Here is a 17,743-nt window from a genome sequence, read left to right as displayed (position 1 = left end):
ACGATAAAAGAGTGTTGCCGCGTCTTTTACGCGCGGTTATTTCAACGGCTGTTATTGCAAAGTAATTCTTAGCGCTGCCGCCGTGGCAAACGGGGAGAGCGTGGCGCTGCCCAGCAGCATCGCGCCGAGAATCGCCAGATAGCCATTAATCGGCAACCCCTGACTGGCCGCCTCCATCGCCGCACTGGCGAAGATCAAGACCGGAATAGCCAGCGGCAGCACCAGCAGGCTAAGCAGTACGCCACCGCGCCGTAAACCCACCGTGAGACCTACACCAATCGCGCCGAGAAAACTCAGGGTTGGCGTGCCGAGCAGCAGCGTCAGGGCCATCGCCCGCCAGCCATTAAAATCCAGCGACAGCAGCAGCGCGGCCAGCGGCGACAGGATAATCAGCGGCACGCCTGTGACCAGCCAGTGCGCCACTACTTTGCCGATAACCGTTACCGGCAGCGGCGTCGGCAGCAGTACCAGTTGCTCCAGCGAACCATCGCTGAAGTCATCGCGAAACAGCCGCTCCAGCGCCAGCAGCGACGCCAGCAGCGCGGCAACCCAGGCTACGCCCGGTGCAATGCGCGCCAGCTGTTGCGGGTCAGGTCCGATGCCCAGCGGAAACAGGGTAATAACAATCAGGAAAAACCAGAGCGGATTGATCACATCAGCCCCGCTGCGAAAGGCGATGCGTAATTCACGCTGGATGAGGCGAAACAGCATCAGCCTTCCTCCCCGTCGCCGAGGCGAATTTTACGCACCCGCGCAGCATCCGCGGGCAAATCCTGATGGGTTGTCAGGATCACTGCGCCACCGTTATCGGCATGCCGGGCGAATTTCGCCATTAATTTTTTAACACCCGCTTTGTCGATGGCGGTCAGCGGCTCGTCGAGAATCCATATGCGGGCCTGGCTGAGCCATAGCCGCGCCAGCGCTACCCGACGCTGCTGACCCGCCGATAACCGGCTAACCGGCACCTCTTCGTCGCCCGTGAGATCGACGCTTTCCAGCGCAGCAAAGATCTGCGCATCACTGCAATCAGGATGGTAGAAACGCAGGTTTTCCAGCGGCGTAAGCACGCCTTTAACACCGGGATGATGGCCCAGATAGAGCATCGCCTGATGCCAGGCTTCGCGCTGCCGCAGGATTGGCCGCTGCTGCCAGCGTATTTCACCCTGTTCAGGACGGCTCAGGCCAGCCAGCAGCCGCAGGAGTGAGGTCTTACCGGCACCATTTGGGCCTTCAATCTGCACAATGTCGCCTGCAGAGACGCGAAATGAGAGCTGCCGGAACAGCGCACGTTCGTCGTATGCACAAGTGAGCGTAATGATTTCCAACATCGAGGGGGGAATCGCACCAGCCAAAAGTGGCCGGGATATTACCACAATGTTGCTGTGGGCCGAAGCGTGAGCCACCGCTCAGTTTCGATGCCATGGGTTTATTCGTGCGGTATCACCCGCAGTCTGAATAAAAATGCAGTTCCGAAAAACGTTGTTACGCTTATTCGCATCGATCGTTACATTATCGGCAAATAAAAAACGGCTACGCTTATTACGCGACAGCACTATCACCAGGAGAAAATATGAAGCCTTCATCAGGTAATGAACAGGGTCCTAACGACGTCGAGAGTGAAGAGAAGGATAAGGGCACTGACATCGAAGTCGATGAGGAGGCTTTACCCTCCCGCGCCGCCGCCATCCATGAAGAGATCCGCCAGGATGGGGAGAAGGAGCTGGAGCGCGATGGTATGGCGCTGCTCTGGTCAGCCATTGCGGCGGGCTTATCCATGGGCGCCTCGCTGATGGCGAAGGGGATATTTCAGGTGCATCTGGATGGCGTACCAGGGGCGTTTCTGCTTGAAAACCTGGGTTATACCTTTGGTTTTGTTATCGTCATCATGGCGCGTCAGCAGCTGTTTACCGAAAATACCGTCACGGCAGTCCTGCCGGTGATGCACAAACCGACCTGGAGTAATGGCGCCCTGCTATTACGTTTATGGGGCATCGTCTTGCTGGGTAACCTGATCGGGACGGCACTGGGTGCGCTGGCGTTTAATGAGATGCCGATATTTGACGAAGCTACCCGTCAGGCGTTTACCAACATCAGTATGAAGGTGATGGAAAATACGCCCGGCGAGATGTTTGCCAATGCAGTGATCTCCGGCTGGATTATCGCCACCATGGTCTGGATGTTCCCCTCGGCGGGGGGTGCCAAACTGCTGGTGATTGTGATGATGACCTGGCTGGTTGCGCTGGGTGATCTGGCGCATATCGTGGTGGGATCGGTGGAAGTGCTCTATCTGGTCTTTAATGGCAGCATCAGCTGGTATGAATTCTTCTGGCCGTTTGCCCTGCCGACGCTGCTCGGCAACATTACCGGCGGCACGCTGATTTTTGCCCTGATCAGCCACGCGCAGATCCGCAACGACATGAGCGAAGCGGCCGTGGCTAAAGCCAAGGCTGAGAAGAAGAAGCAGGAGAAACGTCGCCAGCGCGAAGAGCAGGAAAAGGCTGAGTAAATCCAGGGCAGGCAGAGCAGATTGAACCGCTCTGTCTGCCTTTCTGGTCTGTTTGCTGAAGGCGATTTGCCAGGCGGGCGTCTGAAAAACGTTTACTGGAAGTGGCTGCTGTAAAGAGGGAGTGAAGATTTAAGAGTCGGGGTGCCGCTTCAGTCTGGATGACATCCCGGACTTCAGTACAGCTGTATCCGCTTTCTGCACGTAACGTTAGCGCGTGCAGAAAACCGGAATTGCTGGCGGAATGAGCAAACGGACGGCGACGTAGTGAATCTCACGGCCTGTTTGCGCTATACTGCGCGCCGCTGTCCTCTTAGTTAAATGGATATAACGAGCCCCTCCTAAGGGCTAGTTGCAGGTTCGATTCCTGCAGGGGACACCATATGTTAGCCCACCTAAGTATTTCAAAGTCTAGTCAACTCTTTAACTTCAAACACTTACCTCTCGTTAATAGCCCATTGACGTTTACCGCTGTATCTCAAAATCCACTCTGTTTAGTTGGTACATATGTTGGTATGTTAAGTTCGATATTGCAGATACCATCATCTGAGGGTTTTTAGTATGGCGCTCACCGAGTTAAAAGTAAGAAATACAAAGCCTTCTGATAAGCCTGTCAAGATGACCGACGGTAATGGTATGCACCTGTTGATCACCACAAGTGGTTCCAAATACTGGCGTTTTCAGTATCGCTTCGCTGGTAAACAGAAAATTCTCGCGCTGGGTGTTTATCCAGAGGTTTCATTGTCAAAAGCCAGACGAAGAAGAGATGAAGCCCGTCAGCTCGTTGCAAACCATGTAGACCCAAGTGAAAAGCGAAAAGCACAAAAGATTGAGAGCAAAGGCTTGCTAACATTTGAGCAAGTTGCCAGAGAATGGCATACCAGTAACAGAACCTGGTCAGACAGTCATAGAACTACCGTATTGAACAGCCTTGTTTCCCATGTGTTCCCTGTCATCGGCAAACGTAATATCAGCGAGCTAAAAACTCGTGATTTGTTGGTTCCTTTGAAAAAAGCAGAAGCTTCAGGACACCATGAACTGGCTTCCCGCTTACAACAGCGCATTACGGCGGTAATGAGATATGCCGTTCACAATGCTTTGATTGAACAGAATCCTGCAAACGACCTCGCTGGTGCTGTTGTTTCCGCTAAAAGTGTTCATCGCCCTGCCCTTTCTCTGGAACGATTGCCAGAGCTTATGAATCGTTTGGAAGCATATAAAGGAAGAGGCATTACCCAAATTGCAGTGCAGTTAACACTCCTGACTTTTGTCCGTTCGAGTGAACTGCGATTTGCTCGCTGGTCAGAAGTCGATCTCAAAAATTCACTGTGGACTATCCCCGGAAAGCGACAACCTATGGAAGGGGTAAAATATTCTGCAAGAGGGGCAAAGATGAAAATGCCTCATTTGGTTCCATTAAGCTCACAAGCCAAAGCACTTATGGAAGAGCTTCATACGATCAGTGGTAACAATGAACTTATGTTCATTGGTTTTACCGGGGATGACAAACCTATCAGTGAAAATACTGTCAACAAAGCACTTAGGGCGATGGGTTACGATACGAAAGTAGAAGTCTGCGGGCATGGTTTCAGGACTATGGCATGTAGTGCCTTAATCGAATCGGGATTATGGTCGAGAGATGCTGTGGAAAGACAAATGAGCCACCAGGAACGCAACAGTGTCCGGGCTGCTTACATACACAAAGCGGAGCATTTGGAAGAACGGAGACTTATGTTGCAATGGTGGGCTGACTATCTGGAAGCTTGTAAAGAAGAAGCACAGACACCTTTTTCCTACTCTGTTCAACAATCAGAAAAATGAGTAGCAAACTATACGTATTTAATATTTATAATTGATAACTCAATGGGGATGCGAATATCTTTCAAGAATTCAAATCTCCCCTTTGTAAAATAAATAATTACCTTAATACATACATCCATTAAGCATAATCGTGGCAAAAACGATGATGGTTATTAATGACATATTTCAAAATCGATGTTTATAAATCATCCAAATAACCCTGCAAATCAATAAGTTAAACCATCCTTATGTTACAAGATTTTCATTTCATTCTTATCACTCAACCATCCTCTCCCCCTGGTTCATAACAATGAATCTTCAAAAGCGGTTTTGTTTTGTAGCTAAAAAACAAACCTAATAAATTAATGCCAAAAAAGGTTGCAACCAGAACGAAATTGATCAATTTTTATACAGATTGATTTTCCACAGTTGCACTAAGGCACTGCAATGGATAATAAAAATGAGAAAAAACAGAAGGTTAAAGTAGCCCAATATCTACGGATGTCTACAAATCTTCAGGAATTTTCGTTAGATAACCAAGCTCAGTTCATAAAAAAGTATGCTGACGACAACAATATGGAAATCTTGCATACTTATGATGATGCAGGAAAAAGCGGTGTATCCACGTCAGGAAGGCATGATTTTAATAAGTTAATCAACGACATACTCACTAAGGAAATCAATATTGATGCTGTGCTTGTATATGATGTAAGTCGTTTTGGTCGCTTTAAAGATCCACAAGAAGGCATTTACTATAAATATTTATTAAAAATGAATAAGGTAGATGTCATCTACTGTGCTGAAAATCTTCCTGCGAATAGTGATACTGAGACGTTCATACTTTCATCACTTATGTATGCTGCGGGAGCCTTTAGTAAAAACCTTTCAATCAAAGTATTTGCCGGACATGTAAATCTTGTTAAGCGAGGATACTATCAAGGTGGAGTGCCTGGATACGGACTTAAAAGAAAGTTACTTGATAATAATAACAAAGCGAAAATGATACTCAACAATGGTGAGAGAAAGAGTCTGCAAACAGATAGGATAGTCTTAGTGCCAGGAAGTAAAAAAGAAACGGACTTAGTAAAGAAAATATTTAACATGTTTATTTTTGAAGGATTGAATGAGTATCTCATTGCTTCAAAACTAAACCAAGAAGGATATAAATACAGCGACAAATCGGATTGGACACGAAGCCGGATACATTCTGTGCTTATAAATAATCGCTATACTGGTAAGTATACATATAATCGAACATCTCAGAAACTGAAAACTAAAAGAGTTCAAAATCCTGAAGAAGATTGGATTGAGTATAATACCTTTTTTAAACCCATAATTTCAGAAGAAAAATTCAGGTTAGCGAAAGAGATTATTAATAACCGCTCAATAAAAATGAGCAATGAAGAGATTCTTGAATTTTTAAAAAAGATCCTTTCGACTCATGGAAAAATATCAGGTTTTATCATAGATGAAGAGGATAATGGTCCATCAAGCAGTGTAGTAGCAAGCCGCTTTGGAGGACTTCTACCTGCATATAAGCTGATAAATTACACACCCGAACGAGATTACCGTTATTTAGAAATAAACTCATCCCTACGTATTAAACATGACCATATCATAAATAAAATACACCAAGAAATTAATAACAGCGAAATATCTATATTAAATAATAAACTAATCACCATAAACAAAAGCTTAACCTTTACCATAATACTTTCTCGATGTAGAAAAATGGGAACTGGAAAATATAGATGGATTGTTAGATTAGACAGGGGGCTAAATCCTGAAGTTAGTGTGATTGCAAGAATGAACAGTCTTAATACCGAACCTGTAGATTATTACATCCTGCCTTCGCTTGAAAGTTTTGAAAATGAACTGAGTCTAAAAGAGAATAATAACCTTCTATTTGAGATGTATAGATTTGATAACATCAGGACCTTCTTTGATATGCTTTCAACTACGGAAATGGAGGTAGCCTAAATGAACGACGACCAAATTCACATGCTTGAAATATCAAAAATAAAAGTTGTAATTCCTCGTTCCCGGAACAAGTTCAAACATGCTGAGATAACAGATAGTATTGATACAAGTGGATTAAGAAAACCAATAACAGTAAGAAGAATTGCGGATAGAAAATACGAATTTGCCTTAATTTGTGGTCAGGGTAGACTTGAATCACTCTCAGCTTTGGGAGAAGAGCTAATACCTGCTTTCATACTGGACATTGATGAAAACAAAGCATACATAATGAGTTTGGTTGAAAATATGGCTCGTGTAATACCAAGAGCGGGCGAGCAGTTCCAACGAATAAAAGAAATGAATGATCAAGGTTTATCTAACAAAGAAATATCCTATTCTACTGGCCTATCATTGCACTGGATTACCAGCCTGACTATGCTAATTAGCAAAGGAGAAAACAAACTATTATCTGCTGTAGAATCAGGAAGCATTCCAATCTCACTTGCAGTTGAAATTGCCAGAGTAGACTTCGAAGGTGGGCAAGAATTACTAATTAAAGCTTTTGATGAAGGTTTAATAAAGCATAAAGATGTTGGTAAAATAAGAGATATATTGGATTCCCGAGATGAAGGTTTAAAAGGCTTTCTGAACAATAGTTTCGGAGTTGCAAAGAAAAAGAAAAAACTCACTACTGATGAACTTAAACAGTTATACCAAGATAACATTTCACAGCACAGAAAAATAAAAAACAAAGCTGAATATGTCGAGAGAAACTTACTCATAGCCAGTCAAATATTTAAAGAGTTATCTGAAAGCGAAGAGTTTAGTAAAATTTTAAACGAAGAAAATTTAAATGAAGTAGTTAAAGTTATAATGAAGAATACTTCTTGCTGAGGTTAAAATGATTAAATACTGCTTTAATGAAAAAACAGTCAGCTTTAAATTATCTGATCTTATTTATACAAAAAAACCTCCTACCAACTACAAAAGTAGCCAAAAATACATTCAAATAAAGAGCACGATATCTGCACTTGGATTAGTCGAACCTATACTGATTTACATTGATGGGACTGATGGCACTGCAAAAGTCCTTGATGGTCATCTGAGGGTTGAGGCATTAAAAGATATTGGAGAAGAAAGAGTTGCTTGTCTCGTTTCAACTGTTTACGACACTTATACGCCCAACAAAAAAGTTAATAGAATAACAATTATTCAAATTCAAAGAATGTTAAAAGAAGCTGTTCGAGTAGGGGTTCCTGAAGACATGCTCTGTTCAGCCTTGAATATAAGCTCCGATTCATTAAAAAGTAATTTATCAGTTCTTAAAGGCATATGCCCTGAGGTTATAGAATTATTTAATGATAGAGATATACCTAAGAACACATTTATGATCTTAAAAAGAATGATTCCTTTTAGGCAAATTGAATGTGCAAACCTAATGATAAAATTTGATAATTATTCAAAGATTTTTGCTCAATCGCTTTATCACAGTTCATCACCTGAGCTTTTAAACGACAAAGGTAAACCTAACATTGATGAGAGATCCGGTAATAGAAAAGCAATTGAAAGGCTTGAAAAAGAGATGGCTCAGGTCCATTTCGATACGCAAAAGATAAAAGAAAATTACGGTTCCAACAGTCTGAAGCTAACGATTGTTATCTCTCACATAAAAAAAATACTCGAAAACCCTAAGGTTTTCCATTGGCTTCTTAGGAATAAACAAGATTACCTTAGTGAACTTACCAAGATATCTGACATTGAAAAATTAACTTAAAGCTTTTTTTCATAAACAGATTTTAGGATTAGAACTATTCAAGGATGATATCAAACTCGCTTAAGTTAAGAAAACCCAGGCTATTGATTTAAATGACAGCGATGCCGGAGGAGTTAAAAAAAAGCAGAGAAAGAGCATTGAGCTTAGAAGGGATTGCTTATGTTTTTAAAGCGTTCAGAGAGCACTCTGATAGCTTCTCTCGTGATAATTATCTGGCATGTGCACGTCTATTGCTTCTTGCTGTTCGAAAGAGTGAGCTGACGGAAGCTCAGTGGTCGAAATTCAATGTAGAAGATAAAAAATGTTTTTACTCAAGGAAAGGAGCAAGTCTGGTGTTGGCATAGTCATTCCACTTCCTCCACTCGCCATTGAGATTTTGGAAGAACTAAAGGTCAGAGCGTTGGATTCACCCTATGTTTTCCCTAATCGCCGAGTGAGCAGGTCTCAGCACATGGGAAAAAACACTATCAACAGAGCAATAGCGAAGCTATTCGGTATCGAGCCGGGCAGGAAGAAGCAACCACCAAATGTTATGGATGATATGGAATATTTTACCGTTCATGATCTGAGAAGAACGAGCCGAAGCTTACTCGCTTCTCTGTAAGTTCCTCCTCATGTGGTGGAAAGGTCTCTGAATCACAAGCTGAAACGTGTTGAAGGGATCTATGGCAGGTATAACTATTTGACGAAGGGAAAAATGCATTGGAAAGACTATCAATAGCACTGACAACTTCGATAAAATAAAAAACATTATAATACATCAACTTAAATCATAACTAACAGAGTGACTGGTAAAATTTTCTTTACTAAATCAGTAAATTTTATAAACTCAACAGGAGTTACTTCATTTTACCATTTTTGAGCAATTAGTAATTAACTAACAATTGCATATCTGTTTGAATAAACTTTAAAAGGCATAAAAATGGCTGCTAATTCAGGATATATTATCACTAAGATTTATGAAAATATTAACACCGAAGAAGAAAATGTTATTTATTTTATCATTGACATCGCCTCTAATAATGTTCACTCCCGGCATTTAGATGTAAACGTTGCTTACCAATTTTGCTATGAGTTAAATTTCCCTCCAATTACCGAATATAAAATTTCACAAAAAATAAAGGACGGGATAGAGAACCTTGAATTGGAAGAATTGCCCCAAACATATAATTATTCAATTGACCATGCTGAGATACTTAGCAAAGATGATAAGAATAAAATTGAAATTTCTATGCTTGAAAATCTCCAGATCAAAGGAAGAAAATTAAAAGTATGAGCAAAAGCACTCTCATAGCCTAATGAGAGTGTTAAATTTAAAAATTACACACTGAAAACACTGGATAAAAAACATTCAACTTGAATTATTGGCTTTTCACCATTGAACAGAGGTTTTTTTCTGTATTGAAAATCTATATTTGTCGAGCCGACACAATTAAGCTCCTCATCTTTACCAATAAAACCAAAGCTCACGGGGATCTGTTTAGACATTGTAGAAATAAAACTATATAATGCTCTGCAATTCTCTTCAGGAAGTTCTATATAAATAGCCTTTCTATTTTTTATATCTGAAATCTCTATCCACCACATATTATCTCCTTAAAATCTTAAATAATAAAATAGAGGGAGCTATTGCTTCTTGAAGTAGCAATAATATATTTATCCAATAATATTAAGAGGCTCCACCTAAATACCACAACCAAATATTGGCTGTTAATTAAAATCTAAAAGATTGATAAAATAAGTCAAGCGCAAGGAGAATAAAAACCTAAAGCATTTTGATAGATTTAATCTATATGAAATCAATCCTTATTAATTAGAAAATCTTTTCTTTGATAAGCTGAAAATAAGACCATAATTAATTCCGCCATGATATTTATTGAGCAATCATAGTAAGCTTTGTATTCTTCATATTCTACTTTTGCTTTATCAACACCATGTGAAATATCATTTCTTTTATTCTTTAATCTCGTTAAAGGTCCAATTACTTGATCTAAAGAAGTGTGAGATAATCCAACTTGATACAATAGTTTCTGAAGTATTTCTTTACCAACATTACTTTCAGTATTTACGTATCCATCCGCGATGAAGATCTTGCCATCCATAACATCAGATAATTTCTCGAAAAACTCTTCATAACGGAAGATACGATGTAAGTGTGAGTCATCAGGTAATGTCTTTCTGAATATCCTATTCTTAATATCAGGATTATTCATTTTTAAAAAATCTTTATAATACACAGCCGCTGCTAGAATAGGTTTTACCTCATTACACTTAAGCTCCATCTTGTTGATTCCATCAATGTATAGATTGAAAGAAAACTTAACAAAACCTTCTATATGAGCATATAGTAAACATATAACTGCCCTCCGCATCATATAAATGCTCATATCATCAGACTTCTCCATAATATTGTTGAGAGACCTTATTTCTTCCTCTCTCCAAGTTCGCTCTAACTCAACTTGAGTTAAAAATTCTTCTGGGTTCATTTCAGAGCACCCTCAAGATATTTGGTAGCAATTTCAATTCTACTTCTTAGCGGACCAGGAGAGTTTTTACCACCTCCAGTTGTTTGTGCTTTAAAAACACTATCTTTTTTAAGCTGAATTATACTATTTCTGATCTTATCAATAATTGAGTCGTCATTTTCATCAATCTTGTCGATAACAGACTGAATGCCGATGGTAATAGACTCGAAATGATAAATGTTAAAGTTAGACTGTAATCCATCGTCTGAATTTATTCGACCAAACACTTTTTCGCCATGTGCTTTAGAAAGAACTTCAAATACCTTTTTAAAATTACTCTCATTATCTATATAATCAAAACCCGTTGTTCCAGATGAAACATCTTCCATATATTCAGTTAGAAAATCGGCTATGTCATGTTTAAAAGCGGCTCTGTTATTTTTGAAAGTAAAATATCGCAAAACTAATTCTTGATCAAATGCACCAAATTTCTGAGATTCAGATAAAAGGGAAGTACAGGCTTTATAATGATAATCTTGTGATAACCTTATAATAAAATCATTAAATTTCGGGTCCAGCATTCTAATGGTGCAATTTCTAACTTGTTGTTGAGTTAATGCTTCACCACCAGTATTTAGACGTTTAAACATATGATATTTAAACTTATTATCACTTCCCTTCCTAACCACCTCAACGCGAACAAAAGATCTCTTTAATTTAATTTTCAAAGATAAAGGTAATTCATCGTATGTTAAATCATTAAGACTTTTTACTATATCGCAATCAGAGAGAACGAGTTTATCACCTTCCGCTATTTCCATATGCTCAGCCGTAAGTTTTCCCCTTAAATGCAAATAAGAGGAAAATCGCTGAAGTCCATCTATTAATTGATAAACACCATTTTCAGTTTCAACTACATATATAGGTGGAACTGGCATTTCAAGTAATAAGGATTCAATGAATCTTGATCTTGCACCTTCAGTCCATCTGAAAAGTCTTTGATAATCTGGGCTTATATCAAGTTCTTTGTTTTCATACATATCCATTAATTCATTGAAAGATAAATCAAGGCTTTGTGTATGGACTTTAGCCATTTCGGATTCAATTTCGAAAAGAATATCTTCAGTGCTCATTCAATGCTCCTAATTTGCTTGAAAAACCAGAACTGTTTCATTAGCAGTAATCTTATCCCGGTATTTTTTTACTTTACTGTTTATGTTAGCCATTACGAATTTAGACATAAAATCTTGGCGATGAATGAGGCTCAAACCGTTTTCTTCAGCCATTTCTGTAAAGATCAAGGCAAGATCACAATAAATTTCTTTGTAATGAGAATCCTGCACAACACAAGCAAAATACCCATTTCTCTTAAGAACTTTTTTTATTTGCTTAAGAGACTCATTTATGTCTATAAAATACTGAGCGAAATTCTTATAATAATAAGACACAGAAGCATGAGATTGATGGTTAAAAATTTCAATTAGCATTTTTTTTGCAGTCAAGCCTAATGACTCTATTTGAAGAAACCTTTTGTCGATAGTGGTTCTACCGGTCAGAGTTCGTCTAATATTATCAATTTCTGCTGGATGGTTACCAAGCAAAACAGCTAACTCTGGTGATGTAGCAATACCATAATCAATACGGGTGCAATACGGCGGTGAAGTAATAACCGCATCAACACTACGCTCTTTCAACGGCAACTTAGTTGAAGATGCACAATAAAACTCTTCTTTACCAATACTATTTACATTGTCAACAAATGTTGCACTCAGTTTTTCATGGATAATATTTCTAAGGTCTATTTTAATTTTTGTGGCTTCAATGGATATCTTTTCATTACTATCCTTGGCTTTTTTAACCCATGTTGGGTTTGAAGGAATAAACTTCCCAATATATTTCCTAACCAATTTAAATAGGGCTAAGAATATTAAGGAAAAAACCTTTGAGTTTGAGATAACATTGCATTTTTTTTGAAGAAACAAAGAAACATAACGAATGTATGATGCAGTTTTAAAATCAAACCAATTTAGAAGGAAATCAGACTCATCATTGAGTTTGTTAGGGTAGTTATTTACCCTTAAATATTTGACTATATCTAAAGCCATGAGAACATCATCGGTATTAGAAAATTTCGATTTTGCTACTATGTTCATAACTGGATTTAAATCTATACCGATAACATTATATCCAGCGAGTGCACAATTTAAAGTAGTCGTTCCTCCACCGTTCCAAGGATCAAGAATGACGGAATCTTTCGGCAGTTCGAAAGAGTTTAAAATTTCAGAAACAAAGTCATCTGAAAAACCAGCATAATAGTTATACCACTCTTCACCTGTAGTTTTTTTAAAAACCCGTTTCGGATTAATTATTGTTGGTGTGATTGATATACTTTCCATACCATACCTAAACAAGTATTATTTTGGCTATTTTAGCATAGCTACAATAAAATAGCATCTGTATTCAATTAGATAAGAAGCAAGGGCTAACTCAGCGAAGCTGAGTTCCCCTTGTTTTTCTTCCTTGTAGTCAGAAAAAGCAAAATCAAACCAAAATCAATGTCTAAACAATTGACACACTTGTATATTATGATACTTACTATGCATAGCATACGGACTTGCTATTAACTAAATATCAAAGGAGCTGATATGGGAAAATTTAATAATATATTCGATGACGAATTTCCTTCGTCTTTCACCAACAATGCTGAATCAAAGAAACTTCCACCGAATCGCATTCGCAGGCATACAGTTACTGTTCGTCTAAATGACATAGAACTCGCCAAAATAAATGGTTCACGAAATCAGCTCAGCAAAAGCTGTTGGCTGAGATCTTCAGCTCTTCAGCAACTCCCTCCATCAGTTCCTGAACTCAACCAAGAAGCCTGGCACCAACTAACGGCTTCATTGCAGAAGCTCAACGACCTTACTTCTTTCCTCAATCGCAGAGGAACAGAGGCTCAGCCACTCTCACAGGAAGTAACAGCTCTGAAGGTAAAGCTGTCGCATGTAAGAGATGCTCTGCTGACATTCGACAAGTGACCAATGTAGATGAAGGGCATGAACAAAATAAAAAGAGGTAAGAATTTCCGTGGAGTTATCTCGTATGCTCTTGCCCCTGCTCCCCACCATAAAACTGCACCGTTGGTGATTGGTGGCAATCTTGTGGGCATCACAATAGACGAGCTGACGGCAGAGCTATCACAGACTCAAAAGCTAAGAGAAGATGTTGAGAAAGCTGTATGGCATAACTCGCTACGATTACCAAAGAGCGATTCATTGACCAATGAGCAATGGAAGCTCATTGCTGACGACTACATGACTCGCTTGGGTTTCTCAGACACTCACCTTCGCTGTTACGTTCTTCATGACGACGAGGCAGGACAGCACATACACATCATTGCTTCTCGTATAAACGTTTTAGTAGATGGCCAGCTTTACCTGGGTAGGAACGAGAACCTCATTAGCACTCGTATCATTCAGGAGCTTGAAAAAGATCATCAACTCACTCGAACTAAAGGTCCTTTTCCTCAAAAAGCCTCTCAGAAGCAAAGAAAGCTCACTCTTAACGAAAAGATGATGCAAGACAGGACCGGAAAGAAAGCTCCCAAGATAGTGATACAGGAGGCTATAGATGCTGTTCTCGCCTTCTTTGATGAAATCACTGTTGAAGACTTCATCGATGAACTGCAAAAGCAAAATATTTTAGCGATAGCCAATGTTGCATCAACAGGCAAGATGAACGGTTTCTCGTTCGAATATGGTGGTGTCGCATTCAAGGCATCACAGCTTGGAAAAGCATATGGTTGGTCAAACCTGAGTAAGCGAATCATCGTGGCTAAACCAATAGATACCGTTGCTCATGTATCGATTGCCGTCAATGAAAACGTTTCGACTCACATTGCAGTTCATGCCACAGCTACAGCTATACCTCTTACGGCAAGTTTGGAAGCACATAGTCGATTCCGCTGGTTACAGTGGATACCTTACCTTGAGGAGCTTGTTGCCAGTTTAAAAGCTGTTGGCTCAACGATTATCAATCCCCTCAAAAGAAATGTCATCTATACAGCAATACGAACCGGCAACTCTGAAGCACCAGAGATTTCTGAGGTAAATTTTGAAAATTTAGCGTTAAAAAACGTTTTCAAACGACCTTAAAGAGCTAGTTTTCAGTGAGTTAAAACCACTCACTAAGTCAAAATCCATAAATATTTTCATTCTTTTTCAAATCGATAGGCAAAAACGATCGATCGTTATTACTGATCAATGATCATATTATGATAGTCAATAGCTATCAAAAGGAAGCGATCGATCGGTATAAATGATTTGCTAGACCCTGTTTCGAAGCCTTAATGTAACTTCAAATGAAACCACCTAGCACACTGATTTATCAGCAGAATAAGCTGATGCATACGTGCGCCTTCGATTCAGTGAACCTAACCTTGGAAGAACCTATGACAGCAACAACTGAAAGAAAACAGCCAAACTTCCTTATGATGAAACGGGTGTGGATAGCTATTGCACTTCCGATTGTCATTTTATATTTCTCAGGTGTTCAGGGTTTGGTCCAGCTTGCAATCGTATGGGTTTTCGCAAGCATCATGCTCTTGATGTTTGCTTATAAAAAATTCCGCATCAAAAAGTGGAATGCCAGCACCAGGGATGTTTTCGGAGAGTCGGACGGCATGTGGAGCCATGAGTTCGGTCCTACTGCAATGAGGCTTGATGAGAATCGAAAATTGGTCCATCTCAAAGAAGGCGATAAGCAAAAGACCTATCCCTTCTCAGCTATCAAAGAATGGCGATACAACTTGTCTACTACGAGACAAAGAACAGGTCTCGATAAGGAAATGGATCGCACCCACGATTTCAATGAGTCAGGCTTTTATATTGCTGTGGATGATGTTCAGTATCCAGAATGGCGAGTAATGTTCTTTCCCCAAAAGGGTGACTTCAACACACAAGAAGGCATCAGGGACACCGAGCTTCAACTTAAGCGGTGGATGCATATCTTTGACAACTTAATTAACAGATGAATTTTAAGATCTTATTTATCAGCAACTTAATAAAACCAATCGGCTGATTGGTTTTTTTTTACTTCTTAACTGTAAAGATAAACTTAACCATTCCGATAAGTTCTATGTTTTCATAAAATTTCAATAGGGACTTAGAATGGCTGAAGCGTTAAATGAAGGTAAAATCATGCAGGCTCTGAACTGGGCCTACGATAAGGCTCTGGATGGAAGCATACCAGGAACAGACTCTGCTTATGAAATGGCCGAAAGCTATCTAAAAGGCGATGACACTTTAGTTGAAAAAGTAAACTCTCTCATTCGCTGGCAAAATACCAAATCCGCCACAACAGGATTTGTCTCTGGCCTTGGAGGAATCATAACCCTCCCTGTAGCAATCCCCGCAAGCATAGCTACAGTCATTTACGTTCAAATCCGCATGATTACAGCCATCGCTCTGATGGGCGGATATGATGTAAGAGATGATCGCGTAAAAACCATTGTCTATAGCTGCCTTGCAGGGAATGCCGCAAAAGACATACTCAAAAGCACGGGCATCATCATTGGTTCCAAAATGTCCACTCAGTTGATCAAAAGTATTTCAAAAGAAACCATTTTTGCCATTAACAAGCAGGTCGGTTTTAGGCTGCTGACAAAGTTTGGTGAAAAAGGGGCGATAAATTTGGGCAAGATGATACCGGTTGTTGGTGGGATCATCGGTGGAACTTTTGATGGTGTTTCAACCAATATCGTTGGAAATGTTGCCCGTAAAACATTCATTGAAAGTAGCGCATTAATTAAAAACTGAATTAGATATATATTTTTATATCACCCAAATGATTAATTAAAAATCGCAACAATGAGATATTATAATGTTAAAAATTGAAGATGTTTTTGGTGTTAGCGGGAAGCAAGTTGAAAGTTACATAGAAAGAAATCATGTGGATGAAAAATTTAAAGATGCGCTAAGCACTGATAAGCAAATTATTGTTTATGGTGCATCAAAACAGGGAAAAACTGCATTAGTAAAAAAACATGTGAATTATGATGATAACATTTTAATCAGTTTATCGCCAAAAAGCTCTCTTAAAGACATTTATCAAGCAATACTGCGCAAATCTGATGTTTTACTCAAAACATCATATTCAGAAGGTTCAGGTGACAAAACTAAAGTCAGTGGAAAAGCATTTATCCAAAGTGCTGTGGCATTAGTTCTAAAAACCGGTGCTTCCTTAAGTTTGGAGCATGAGCAAAATACTAATATCACTCAGCAGTTCGATGAAATTGAATTCAATTTAGAACTTCCTGACGACGTATCGGATTTAATACATAGAGTCGGGAATAAAAAAATAATAATACTCGAAAACTTTCATTACCTTCCAGAGGATGTCCAGAGATCTTTTGCTTTTGATTTGAGAACATTCCATGACTTAAAGGTAAGATTTATAATCCTTGGCATTTGGAAAGAAGCAAATAGATTGACTCAGTTTAATGGGGAACTACAAGATAGAATTGCAGAAATCCCCGTTGAACCATGGTTAGAAAATGACTTTGAACAAATAGCAAAAAAAGGAGAGAATCTATTAAACATCAAATTTTCATCCGTAATAATTCATGAATGCATAGCGAATTCATTCGGGAGTGTCGGTGTTTTCCAAGAACTACTGAAAGGCACTTGCATTGAAAGCAACATACATGGAGCACAAGAGGGAAATGAATTTGTATCAGACCCTGAAAAACTCAAAAAAGCAATTCTGATAAAAACTCATGAATATTCTGGCCGTCATTTAAGAAACCTAGAAACTATGGCTATCGGCAATAATCCATCGATTGTAAAAGATGGTCCGTTACCTAACTTTCTTCCCTATTATATCGTAATGCATATTTTAAAGTTAGGTTATCCTGGTATAAATGGTGGTGTAAGCAAAGAAAATCTACTTCATGCTATTAAACAAATACATCATAGAAAAGATGCTCTTAAAGGGCATCAGTTAGTATCCGTATTAAATAGCATGACAGAGTTTCAGGCAACAAAAGGTATTAGTCCACCTGTAATTGCTTATGATTCCAACTCTCGACAACTTAAAATTGTGGATTCAACTTTTTATTTTTTCTTAAAGAATGCTGATTTAAATGAAGTTATGAATGAAATCCCATGTCCTATGGACGGCTTAGAGGTGTAGTTTCTATATGCTCACTCATGATTCGTTTTTAATAAAACCCTCATGAGTGAG

General features: G+C 39.5%; 18 protein-coding genes and 1 tRNA gene. 13 read left to right on the top strand and 6 right to left on the bottom strand.

The annotated features are described in order from the left end of the window. Positions 1–51: 51 nt before the first annotated feature. A complete protein-coding gene (ccmB, locus tag GVJ63_RS15210; RefSeq protein WP_010257910.1) occupies positions 52–711 on the bottom strand; it encodes a heme exporter protein CcmB in 660 nt (219 codons plus the stop codon). After that, complete coding sequence (ccmA, locus tag GVJ63_RS15205; RefSeq protein WP_033767505.1) at positions 711–1,328, bottom strand: cytochrome c biogenesis heme-transporting ATPase CcmA; 618 nt, start codon at positions 1,326–1,328, stop codon at positions 711–713. The genes ccmB and ccmA overlap by 1 nt, the downstream gene beginning before the upstream one ends. A 242-nt stretch (positions 1,329–1,570) precedes the next feature. On the opposite strand from ccmA, the gene GVJ63_RS15200 reads away from it, so the two are divergent. From GVJ63_RS15200 to GVJ63_RS15165, 8 genes are all read left to right on the top strand, one after another. Beyond that, a complete protein-coding gene (locus GVJ63_RS15200; protein WP_010671426.1) occupies positions 1,571–2,506 on the top strand; it encodes a formate/nitrite transporter family protein in 936 nt (311 codons plus the stop codon). Positions 2,507–2,810: 304 nt separating this feature from the next. Beyond that, positions 2,811–2,885: transfer RNA gene (locus tag GVJ63_RS15195), tRNA-Arg, on the top strand. A gap of 179 nt (positions 2,886–3,064) precedes the next feature. Beyond that, positions 3,065–4,324, top strand: a complete 1,260-nt coding sequence (locus GVJ63_RS15190) for an integrase arm-type DNA-binding domain-containing protein (protein WP_159227089.1) — start codon at positions 3,065–3,067, stop codon at positions 4,322–4,324. Between the two features lie 426 nt (positions 4,325–4,750). Next, the gene (locus tag GVJ63_RS15185) at positions 4,751–6,283 is read left to right on the top strand and encodes a recombinase family protein (protein ID WP_159227088.1); all 1,533 of its coding nucleotides are present in this window, start codon (positions 4,751–4,753) and stop codon (positions 6,281–6,283) included. After that, entirely contained in the window at positions 6,284–7,156 is an 873-nt protein-coding gene (locus tag GVJ63_RS15180) for a ParB/RepB/Spo0J family partition protein (RefSeq protein ID WP_159227087.1), read from the top strand. Positions 7,157–7,163: 7 nt separating this feature from the next. Further along, a complete protein-coding gene (locus GVJ63_RS15175; RefSeq protein WP_159227086.1) occupies positions 7,164–8,036 on the top strand; it encodes a plasmid partitioning protein RepB C-terminal domain-containing protein in 873 nt (290 codons plus the stop codon). 92 nt (positions 8,037–8,128) lie between these two features. Next, the gene (locus tag GVJ63_RS15170) at positions 8,129–8,380 is read left to right on the top strand and encodes a hypothetical protein (RefSeq protein ID WP_159227085.1); all 252 of its coding nucleotides are present in this window, start codon (positions 8,129–8,131) and stop codon (positions 8,378–8,380) included. A gap of 578 nt (positions 8,381–8,958) precedes the next feature. Beyond that, complete coding sequence (locus GVJ63_RS15165) at positions 8,959–9,312, top strand: hypothetical protein (protein WP_159227084.1); 354 nt, start codon at positions 8,959–8,961, stop codon at positions 9,310–9,312. A gap of 44 nt (positions 9,313–9,356) precedes the next feature. Here the strand turns inward: GVJ63_RS15165 and GVJ63_RS15160 are convergent, their stop codons facing one another. The 4 genes from GVJ63_RS15160 to GVJ63_RS15145 all read right to left on the bottom strand — a co-directional run bounded on the left by GVJ63_RS15160 (position 9,357) and on the right by GVJ63_RS15145 (position 12,897). Beyond that, positions 9,357–9,623, bottom strand: a complete 267-nt coding sequence (locus tag GVJ63_RS15160) for a hypothetical protein (protein WP_159227083.1) — start codon at positions 9,621–9,623, stop codon at positions 9,357–9,359. A gap of 212 nt (positions 9,624–9,835) precedes the next feature. After that, complete coding sequence (locus tag GVJ63_RS15155; RefSeq protein ID WP_159227082.1) at positions 9,836–10,522, bottom strand: MAE_28990/MAE_18760 family HEPN-like nuclease; 687 nt, start codon at positions 10,520–10,522, stop codon at positions 9,836–9,838. Beyond that, positions 10,519–11,634 (bottom strand): DUF262 domain-containing protein, encoded by a 1,116-nt coding sequence (locus GVJ63_RS15150; RefSeq protein ID WP_159227081.1) that lies wholly within the window; start codon positions 11,632–11,634, stop codon positions 10,519–10,521. The genes GVJ63_RS15155 and GVJ63_RS15150 overlap by 4 nt, the downstream gene beginning before the upstream one ends. A 9-nt stretch (positions 11,635–11,643) precedes the next feature. Continuing rightward, positions 11,644–12,897: a hypothetical protein gene (locus GVJ63_RS15145; RefSeq protein WP_159227080.1), complete on the bottom strand. Its 1,254-nt coding sequence runs from the start codon at positions 12,895–12,897 to the stop codon at positions 11,644–11,646. 249 nt (positions 12,898–13,146) lie between these two features. Here GVJ63_RS15145 and GVJ63_RS15140 point away from each other — a divergent pair, with 249 nt between their 5' ends. The 5 genes from GVJ63_RS15140 to GVJ63_RS15120 all read left to right on the top strand — a co-directional run bounded on the left by GVJ63_RS15140 (position 13,147) and on the right by GVJ63_RS15120 (position 17,692). Further along, positions 13,147–13,539, top strand: a complete 393-nt coding sequence (locus GVJ63_RS15140; RefSeq protein WP_159227079.1) for a hypothetical protein — start codon at positions 13,147–13,149, stop codon at positions 13,537–13,539. A gap of 18 nt (positions 13,540–13,557) precedes the next feature. Next, positions 13,558–14,655 (top strand): relaxase/mobilization nuclease domain-containing protein, encoded by a 1,098-nt coding sequence (locus GVJ63_RS15135; protein ID WP_159227078.1) that lies wholly within the window; start codon positions 13,558–13,560, stop codon positions 14,653–14,655. A gap of 296 nt (positions 14,656–14,951) precedes the next feature. Next, a complete protein-coding gene (locus GVJ63_RS15130) occupies positions 14,952–15,533 on the top strand; it encodes a DUF4755 domain-containing protein (protein ID WP_235038362.1) in 582 nt (193 codons plus the stop codon). A 136-nt stretch (positions 15,534–15,669) separates the two neighbouring features. Further along, complete coding sequence (locus GVJ63_RS15125; RefSeq protein WP_159227077.1) at positions 15,670–16,317, top strand: EcsC family protein; 648 nt, start codon at positions 15,670–15,672, stop codon at positions 16,315–16,317. Positions 16,318–16,381: 64 nt separating this feature from the next. Further along, entirely contained in the window at positions 16,382–17,692 is a 1,311-nt protein-coding gene (locus GVJ63_RS15120) for a hypothetical protein (RefSeq protein WP_159227076.1), read from the top strand. Positions 17,693–17,743: the final 51 nt, after the last annotated feature.

This window comes from Pantoea sp. 18059, from assembly GCF_902706165.1.
Lineage (GTDB): Bacteria > Pseudomonadota > Gammaproteobacteria > Enterobacterales > Enterobacteriaceae > Pantoea > Pantoea agglomerans.
Note: the sequence above shows the minus strand (reverse complement) of the source record. Positions and strands in the feature narration are given on the sequence as shown.

Excerpts from the sequence above, each read along its gene's own strand:
- GVJ63_RS15170 (WP_159227085.1), top strand. The coding sequence starts at position 8,129 with ATGACAGCGATGCCGGAGGAGTTAAAAAAAAGCAGAGAAAGAGCATTG.
- GVJ63_RS15155 (WP_159227082.1), bottom strand. The coding sequence starts at position 10,522 with ATGAACCCAGAAGAATTTTTAACTCAAGTTGAGTTAGAGCGAACTTGG.
- GVJ63_RS15175 (WP_159227086.1), top strand. The coding sequence starts at position 7,164 with ATGATTAAATACTGCTTTAATGAAAAAACAGTCAGCTTTAAATTATCT.
- GVJ63_RS15150 (WP_159227081.1), bottom strand. The coding sequence starts at position 11,634 with ATGAGCACTGAAGATATTCTTTTCGAAATTGAATCCGAAATGGCTAAA.
- GVJ63_RS15190 (WP_159227089.1), top strand. The coding sequence starts at position 3,065 with ATGGCGCTCACCGAGTTAAAAGTAAGAAATACAAAGCCTTCTGATAAG.
- GVJ63_RS15120 (WP_159227076.1), top strand. The coding sequence starts at position 16,382 with ATGTTAAAAATTGAAGATGTTTTTGGTGTTAGCGGGAAGCAAGTTGAA.
- GVJ63_RS15145 (WP_159227080.1), bottom strand. The coding sequence starts at position 12,897 with ATGGAAAGTATATCAATCACACCAACAATAATTAATCCGAAACGGGTT.
- GVJ63_RS15135 (WP_159227078.1), top strand. The coding sequence starts at position 13,558 with ATGAACAAAATAAAAAGAGGTAAGAATTTCCGTGGAGTTATCTCGTAT.
- GVJ63_RS15140 (WP_159227079.1), top strand. The coding sequence starts at position 13,147 with ATGGGAAAATTTAATAATATATTCGATGACGAATTTCCTTCGTCTTTC.
- GVJ63_RS15185 (WP_159227088.1), top strand. The coding sequence starts at position 4,751 with ATGGATAATAAAAATGAGAAAAAACAGAAGGTTAAAGTAGCCCAATAT.
- GVJ63_RS15165 (WP_159227084.1), top strand. The coding sequence starts at position 8,959 with ATGGCTGCTAATTCAGGATATATTATCACTAAGATTTATGAAAATATT.
- GVJ63_RS15200 (WP_010671426.1), top strand. The coding sequence starts at position 1,571 with ATGAAGCCTTCATCAGGTAATGAACAGGGTCCTAACGACGTCGAGAGT.
- ccmB (WP_010257910.1), bottom strand. The coding sequence starts at position 711 with ATGCTGTTTCGCCTCATCCAGCGTGAATTACGCATCGCCTTTCGCAGC.
- GVJ63_RS15125 (WP_159227077.1), top strand. The coding sequence starts at position 15,670 with ATGGCTGAAGCGTTAAATGAAGGTAAAATCATGCAGGCTCTGAACTGG.
- GVJ63_RS15160 (WP_159227083.1), bottom strand. The coding sequence starts at position 9,623 with ATGTGGTGGATAGAGATTTCAGATATAAAAAATAGAAAGGCTATTTAT.
- GVJ63_RS15180 (WP_159227087.1), top strand. The coding sequence starts at position 6,284 with ATGAACGACGACCAAATTCACATGCTTGAAATATCAAAAATAAAAGTT.
- GVJ63_RS15130 (WP_235038362.1), top strand. The coding sequence starts at position 14,952 with ATGACAGCAACAACTGAAAGAAAACAGCCAAACTTCCTTATGATGAAA.
- ccmA (WP_033767505.1), bottom strand. The coding sequence starts at position 1,328 with ATGTTGGAAATCATTACGCTCACTTGTGCATACGACGAACGTGCGCTG.